The following is a 7,320-nucleotide window of genomic DNA, read 5'->3' on the forward strand; positions in this document are numbered from 1 at the left end:
GCAAGCCACGCTCCCACATATCCCACGTCGTCAAATCAGCTTGCTAAAGATAGTGGCGGCTAGCCGCCAATCCATAAAAAAACCCATCCGAAGATGGGTTTTTCAATAACGCGGGCTGTGTTTAAACAGGCTTACGCGTCGGGATCGGGCGGGTCACTGGTTCTTCAGCCAGTTCAGCAACGCCCAGATCATCTACTGGAGCAGTGTTGTCGATACCACGACCACCGGAAGCCAGCTCGGATTGCAGCTTGTCGGTGTCCAGCTCGCCTACCCACTTGGCAACCACAACGGTGGCAACAGCGTTACCAACCAAGTTGGTCAGGGCCCGGGCTTCGGACATGAAGCGGTCGATACCCAGGATCAGCGCCAGACCGGCAACCGGCAGGTGGCCAACAGCCGACAGGGTTGCAGCCAGTACGATGAAGCCGCTACCGGTCACGCCAGCAGCACCTTTGGACGACAGCAGCAGAACCAGCAGCAGGGTGATCTGATGGGTGATGTCCATGTGAGTGTTGGTCGCCTGAGCGATGAACACTGCAGCCATGGTCAGGTAGATCGAAGTACCGTCCAGGTTGAACGAGTAGCCAGTCGGGATAACCAGACCGACTACCGATTTCTGTGCGCCCAGGCGTTCCATCTTGATCAGCATGCGAGGCAGTGCCGATTCCGAAGAGGAAGTACCCAGTACGATCAGCAGCTCTTCACGGATATAGCGGATCAGCTTGAGAACGCTGAAGCCGTGAGCGCGGCAGATGCCACCCAGTACGATCAGCACGAAAGCGACGCACGTGATGTAGAAGCAGATCATCAACTGACCCAGCTGCACCAGCGAGCTCACACCGTAAGCACCGATGGTGAACGCCATGGCGCCGAAGGCACCGATAGGCGCGAGCTTCATGATCATGTTGATGATGTTGAACATCACGTGTGCGAAGCGATCGATGAAGTCCAGAACCGGCTTGCCGTAAGCACCCAGGCGGTGCAGCGCAAAGCCGAAGATCACCGAGAACATCAACACTTGCAGGATGTCGCCGTTAGCGAATGCACCCACGATGGTGTTCGGAATCACGTTGAGGATAAAGCCGACGACGCTCTGGTCCTTACTCGCCGTTACATAAGCGGCGATCTTGGACGCATCCAGCGTGCTCACGTCGATGTTCATGCCAGCGCCCGGCTGAACAACGTTGACCACGACCAGACCGATCAGCAGCGCGATGGTCGATACGATTTCGAAGTACAGCAGCGCGTAGCCGCCAGTCTTGCCCACCGATTTCATGTTCTGCATGCCAGCGATACCGCTAACCACAGTACAGAAGATGATTGGGGCAATGACCATTTTGATCAGTTTGATGAACCCGTCGCCCAGCGGCTTGAGGGCCTTGCCGGTGTCAGGATAGAAGTGGCCGATAAGAATACCGATCACGATTGCTACGATGACCTGGAAATACAGGGATTTGTAAATCGGCTGACGAGTCGTCATGAAATCATCCTCAAGGGCGTTGTCGGCACCATTCATGTGATGCGCGCGACGCCTAACGAGCTAACCCTCCTGCAACTGGAGGGATTTGTTTTGTCGAGCTGCACGAGGCAGACCTCTCACCTGTATCGCAAAGCTCGTGCCACTTTTGCGAAACACGCTGAACATCATGTAAACCGGTATGTTGGAGTCTAGTAGGGGTTTGAACATCCGTTCAGACGTGGCGGATTTCCGCCGATTAGCGGAAGAAAACCGGAAGGAGTGGCGGGTATCCGCCGATCCGCCATCAAATCGCCACCCCATGACTTATAGACCATGGCGACGATGAGCGGAGGTTTTATCGCGAGCAAGCTCAGCTCTCACAGATATCTGGCGGCCGACAGTGTAATTGTGGGAGCCGGGCTTGCCCGCGATACATGAGACGCAGCCAGAAGCCACACCGCGTTATGGCTTATCGTCGCAGTGCCGCCCAGACCAAGCTCTGCTCCCACAAAGGTCCTGCGATGTATCAGGGATATCGGGGAACAGCGAGGAACTACCCCGCGAAAAAATGAATCCGGAACGCAGCCCCGCCAAGCGGAGAGTCATCCAGGGTCAGGCGGGCGTTGTAGCTTTCAATGATGTCTTTAACCACTGCCAGCCCAATCCCCTGCCCCGGGTTCTGGCGGTCCAGCCGTTCGCCGCGCTGCAAAATACGCTCACGCTGGTTTTCCGGCACGCCGGGACCGTCGTCTTCGACACACAGCTCATCACCAGAGTCGGACGGGCGCAGGCTGACCCGCACCTGCCCCAGGCACAGCCGATAAGCGTTTTCCAACAGGTTGCCGAGCATTTCCAGCAAAGCGCCCTCCTCCATCGGCACCACGCATTCGTCCGGTAAATCCAGCGTCACTTTCACCTGCTTGTCGCGATAAACCTTCTCCAGCGTATTGCACAGGCTTTCCACCACCGGCCGCAGCCTGACGTGATGACGTACCAGCCCGCTCTTGCGCAGGCTGGCGCGTTGCAATTGATAGCCAATCTGCTGACTCATGCGCTCGATCTGCGATTGCAGAATGCGCGCCTGCTCCACATCTTCAGGCCGCTTGGCGATATTTTCGCTGACACCCTGCAACACCGCCAGCGGGGTTTTCAGGCTATGGGCCAGGTCATCAAGGGAATCGCGATAACGAATCCGCTGCTCGCGCTCACTGCTGAGCAAACGGTTCAACGAGCCAGTCAGACGCAACAGTTCACTGGGATGGTTTTCACTCAGGCTCTCGCGCTGGCCCGACTCCACCTGATCCAGCTCCTGACTCAAACCACGCAAGGCACGCAGCCCCCAGGTCAGCCCCAGCCAGAGCAGCGCGAGCAATACCAGCAACGCCGCGCCAAACCCTAGATAAAGCTTTTGCCGCAACTCAGTCACGGTTTCCTGATAACCGCGCACTGGCTGCAGGGCCACGATACTGAAGGCCGCGTTACGGCCGCCCAGCAGTTTGATTTCCACGTCATAGACGAAAAACTCTTCGCCGTTGGATTCCCTGATCGTCGTGAACTCACTGCCTTTGCCGTCGTAACGCGGCTGGTAGTCGATGAACTCGTCTTCCGTGGCCAGTGAACGCCAGACCAGATCGCCCTGACGGTTATAGATGTAGCCCAGCAAACGCGAGCCGGGCAGGTTGAATTGCTCGCCGGGCAGTACCGATGGCATTAACAGACGGCCATTCTCGACCCTGGCTGCAGAAATCAGCGTGGTCACATCCGACGCCAGGCGCTGCTCGATGGAGCCGCGCAACGCCAGGCTGAACGCGCCCTGCAAGGCAGGCAACATGAGCAACATGAAAATCACTGCAAGGGTCGCTGCGCCTATCATCAGGCGCAGGTGCAGCGAACGAATCATGTGCAGCGCTCGTTGAACAGATAGCCCAGCCCGCGCACGGTTTCGATGGGTTTGAAAGCTACAGTGCCTTCAATCTTGCGCCGCAGACGACCGACCAGCACCTCGATCACGTTCGGATCGCGCTCTTCGTCGTCGGGGTAGAGCTGCTCCATGAGGCGCTCTTTGGCCACCACTTGCTGATGGTGACGCATGAGGTATTCCAGAATCCGGTATTCATAGGCGGTCAGCGGCAGCGGTTGCTCATCCAGCGTCGCCTGTTTGCGGTTCAGGTCCAGGTGCAAGGGGCCGGCAATAATCGTCGAGTGGGTAAAGCCGCTTGCCCGACGCAGCAAGGCATTGAGTCGCGCTTCCAGCTCTTCGAACTGAAACGGTTTGACCACGTAATCATCAGCCCCAGCGGCAAGGCCTTCGACTTTGTCCTGCCAATTGCCACGGGCGGTCAGGATCAGGATCGGAAATGCTTTGCCAAGGGTGCGTAACTGGCGAATCAGCTCCAGACCGCTCATGCCCGGCAGCCCGAGATCGATCACCGCCAGGTCATGGTTGAACTGGCCGACCTGATACAACGCCTCTTCGGCGTTGGCGACCGACTCAACGATATGGCCAGCCTCGGTCAATCGGGTTTGCAAGTGATGGCGCAACAGCGCCTCGTCCTCAACCACCAGCAACTTCATGACGCTCTCCTGGGTGATGTTTCACGTTCAAAAATCAACTCGGCAGCCCTGCCAGACAACATACAAACCACTGAATTGAAATACATCCTGCAGGAGTGCACGAGCAACGCGAGGCCGCGATTGCGATTTATCAGGCAAACCGCCATCGCTGCCTCGCGTTGCTCGTGAGGTCCTACAGGACCATGTTTGCTGCGTGATCGCGCATCGCCTCGGCCACAGGGCATGAAGTTCAAAGCACCTGCTGCCCCGGCTTCCAGCTTTGCGAATCACCCTCTTCAGCACTGAACCCCAGCGCATGAGCCTGCCGCAGATCATAATGCCCCGACAGTGTTTTCTGCGCGACCGGCACACCGTTATAAGTCCCCGACAGCCTGTCATAAGCCGCCGAATAATACAGCCGGTCGGCGTGAGGCTGGTCATCGCCCTGCTCACTCAGGCCCTGACTCCAGACGCTAATGCCTTGCGACCTGCCACTCTCGCCAAACCTGTCGACCCGCTCACCACTCTTGTTCAGCGGTGCTCGGGAAACTTCATTGCCGCTATCTGCCGCTTGCGCCGCTGCGCTGCCGCCCAGAAAAGCCAAAGCCAGGAAAAACTTGTTGAGTGTCGTCATGGTGTAGTCCTCTTGCGCCGGGCGCTGTTCAGGTACGACACCAGACTAGTCTGCGCGCCCTGAACCGGCCCTGAACACCCACTGAACCCGCGCTGAACAACTATCTACCGCACACAATAAAAAACACTCGGCACAATGCGCTAATCTTCTTGCGCATTCCCACCCGCTATATAGAAGGAGTAGATCATGCGTTTCTGGATTGCGTTGCTGATGATGGGCCTGGCCGGTGTGACTCAGGCGGCCATCAAGACCGAACAGGTCAACTATAAAAGCGCCGACGGCACCCCGCTGGTGGGGTATTACGCTTATGACGACGCCATCAAAGGCCAGCGTCCCGGCATCATCGTGGTCCACGAATGGTGGGGCCTGAACGAGTATGCCAAACGCCGCGCCCGTGATCTTGCAGCTTTGGGCTATAGCGCCATGGCCATCGACATGTATGGCGAAGGCAAGAACACCGAACACCCGAAAGACGCCATGGCGTTCATGCAGGCCGCTCTGAAAGATGGCGACGCGGCCAACAAGCGCTTCGATGCGGGACTTGAGCAACTGAAGAAACAACCGCAGACCGATCCGAAGAAAATCGCTGCCATCGGCTACTGCTTCGGCGGCAAGATCGTTCTCGATGCGGCCCGTCGCGGCGAACCGTTGGCTGGCGTGGTCAGCTTCCATGGCGCACTGGTCACCAATACGCCCGCAAAAGCTGGCGGCGTGAAAGTCCCGATGCTGGTAGAACATGGCGCTAAAGACAGCATGGTCACCCCGGAAAACGTCGCTGCCTTCAAAAAGGAAATGGACGATGCAGGTGCCGACTATAAATTCGTCAGCCTTGCCGACGCCAAACACGGCTTCACCAACCCCGACGCCGACCGCCTCAGCCACGGCGAACACGGCGGCCCGGACATCGGCTATAACAAAGCCGCTGATGAAAGCTCGTGGAAAGACATGCAGGCGTTTTTGAAGAAAGTGTTTGGCGCGTAAACCCGCCCAGGAAGGACCACAATCCTGTAGGAGCTCACCGAGGTTACGAGGCCAGCGATAGCGGATTGTCAGGCAAACCGCTATCGCTGGCGTCGTAACCTCGATGAGCGCCTACAGGTCTGGTGTTTGACGGGCGACAGTGCGGTATCTGGCAAACCGCCTTCCCAGCACCGCATTCCCCCGGCAAAATGCCGCCCATGACTCAAAACCACCTTCCCGCCTGCTGCCCAGCCCTCCATCACCATTGGCCCTTGCCCCATGCCTTGGCGAATGTGGCGTTGGTCAGCGGCCATTTCGATCCAAAGCAACTTGCTGACGGCGACTTTCAACGCTGCGTGATCACGCCTCCTGCCAGCATTCAGCGCTCCGTTGCCAAACGACAAACCGAATTCCTCGCTGGCCGTTTATGCGCCAGGGCAGCGCTGCAGCATCTGGACGGTCGTGACTGGGTGCCGGACATCGGCGAGGACCGTGCGCCGGTCTGGCCGACGGATATCTGCGGCTCCATCACCCACAGCACCGGCTGGGCGGCGGCCATCGTTGCCAACAAACAGCATTGGCGTGGCCTCGGACTGGACACTGAAAACCTGCTCAGCCACGAGCGCGCCATGCGTCTGGCCGGGGAAATCCTCACACCGTGGGAAATGCAGCAGATGGCCACCGGACCTGCTGAGCACGTTGCCCTGCACGTGACGCTGACCTTCTCTATAAAGGAAGCGCTGTTCAAGGCGCTGTATCCCATCGTGCATAAACGCTTTTATTTCGAAGACGCGCAGCTGCTGCAATGGTCCGCCGACGGCAAAGCCCGCCTGCGTCTGCTGACCGACCTGTCCAGCGAATGGCACAACGGCAAGGAGTTGGAGGGGCAATTCAGCGTGCAGGGCGAGCATGTGCTGAGTCTGGTGGCCGTGCCTGCCAATTAAAACGCAGGATTTGTAGGAGCTGCCGGACTAATCTGCTCCTATCGGACAATGCTCACACCGCCCCACCCACTCCACCTGATGGCTCAAACAACAACTGCGCCGCTGCCGACGCGGTGGCTCGCCTATATAGCGGATGGAGTTGAACAGAGGATTACCTCGCCCATCGCTCAACGTCTTGCAGTGCAACAACGCATAACCCGCGTCCAGTGAGCTATCAGTCAGCGCGCCCAATTGCACAAGGCAGCGCTCAAGGTAATCCCCGGCGTTGCCCCACAGAACCGCTGCCGACACATTGCCCACCCGACTGAGCACTTCAATAAAAGGATGCAGATTGTCATCCAGCAATCCGGTGAAACTCACAGGCTGACTTGTGCCAACGCCGAGAAACCGCAACCCATCCGGCACGCCGCGTTCATCCAGCGCTAAAACGATTTGATCCAGCTGCAAGGGCCAGCGCCAGCCATGCACCAGACCTGCCGCCACAACCGGCGCAATCACCTGCATGAAGTAATACTTGGACCATTGCGACACCAACACCGGCCGATGGCTGGCCAGCAATTCAGGGTCATAGATGTTCAGCAACAGCTCATCCAGCACCTCAGCCTGCAAGAGCTCCGGCAGCGCCCGCACCGGACGCAGATCGTCGTCCGCCAGCAGGCCCTGCCCGAAGCACTCAAGTGCGCCGCTGAATAACAGGTGACTCATCAGGCTTCCTGATTGGAAAAAGGGGATTCTCAATTTCTGTAGGAGCTCACGAGCACCGCGAGGCA

7 protein-coding genes are annotated in these 7,320 nt (G+C 58.1%); 2 read left to right on the forward strand and 5 right to left on the reverse strand.

What is annotated here, in order from left to right; all coding sequences use genetic code 11:
* Window positions 1-121: 121 nt before the first annotated feature.
* The 4 genes from AUC60_RS21520 to AUC60_RS21535 all read right to left on the reverse strand — a co-directional run bounded on the left by AUC60_RS21520 (window position 122) and on the right by AUC60_RS21535 (window position 4,646).
* The gene (locus tag AUC60_RS21520; RefSeq protein ID WP_087272563.1) at window positions 122-1,480 is read right to left on the reverse strand and encodes a dicarboxylate/amino acid:cation symporter; all 1,359 of its coding nucleotides are present in this window, start codon (window positions 1,478-1,480) and stop codon (window positions 122-124) included.
* A gap of 532 nt (window positions 1,481-2,012) precedes the next feature.
* The gene (locus AUC60_RS21525; protein ID WP_087272449.1) at window positions 2,013-3,359 is read right to left on the reverse strand and encodes an ATP-binding protein; all 1,347 of its coding nucleotides are present in this window, start codon (window positions 3,357-3,359) and stop codon (window positions 2,013-2,015) included.
* Entirely contained in the window at window positions 3,356-4,033 is a 678-nt protein-coding gene (locus tag AUC60_RS21530) for a response regulator transcription factor (RefSeq protein WP_087272452.1), read from the reverse strand. Before AUC60_RS21530 ends, AUC60_RS21525 begins: the two co-directional genes overlap by 4 nt.
* A 229-nt stretch (window positions 4,034-4,262) precedes the next feature.
* Window positions 4,263-4,646, reverse strand: coding sequence for a hypothetical protein (locus AUC60_RS21535; protein ID WP_087272455.1), 384 nt, complete (start codon window positions 4,644-4,646; stop codon window positions 4,263-4,265).
* Between the two features lie 186 nt (window positions 4,647-4,832).
* On the opposite strand from AUC60_RS21535, the gene AUC60_RS21540 reads away from it, so the two are divergent.
* Complete coding sequence (locus AUC60_RS21540; RefSeq protein ID WP_087272458.1) at window positions 4,833-5,627, forward strand: dienelactone hydrolase family protein; 795 nt, start codon at window positions 4,833-4,835, stop codon at window positions 5,625-5,627.
* 197 nt (window positions 5,628-5,824) lie between these two features.
* Window positions 5,825-6,550, forward strand: a complete 726-nt coding sequence (locus AUC60_RS21545) for a 4'-phosphopantetheinyl transferase family protein (RefSeq protein WP_202973081.1) — start codon at window positions 5,825-5,827, stop codon at window positions 6,548-6,550.
* Window positions 6,551-6,577: 27 nt separating this feature from the next.
* Here the strand turns inward: AUC60_RS21545 and fhuF are convergent, their stop codons facing one another.
* Entirely contained in the window at window positions 6,578-7,255 is a 678-nt protein-coding gene (gene fhuF, locus AUC60_RS21550) for a siderophore-iron reductase FhuF (protein WP_087272465.1), read from the reverse strand.
* Between the last annotated feature and the right edge of the window lie 65 nt (window positions 7,256-7,320).

The organism is Pseudomonas caspiana, assembly GCF_002158995.1.
GTDB lineage: Bacteria > Pseudomonadota > Gammaproteobacteria > Pseudomonadales > Pseudomonadaceae > Aquipseudomonas > Aquipseudomonas caspiana.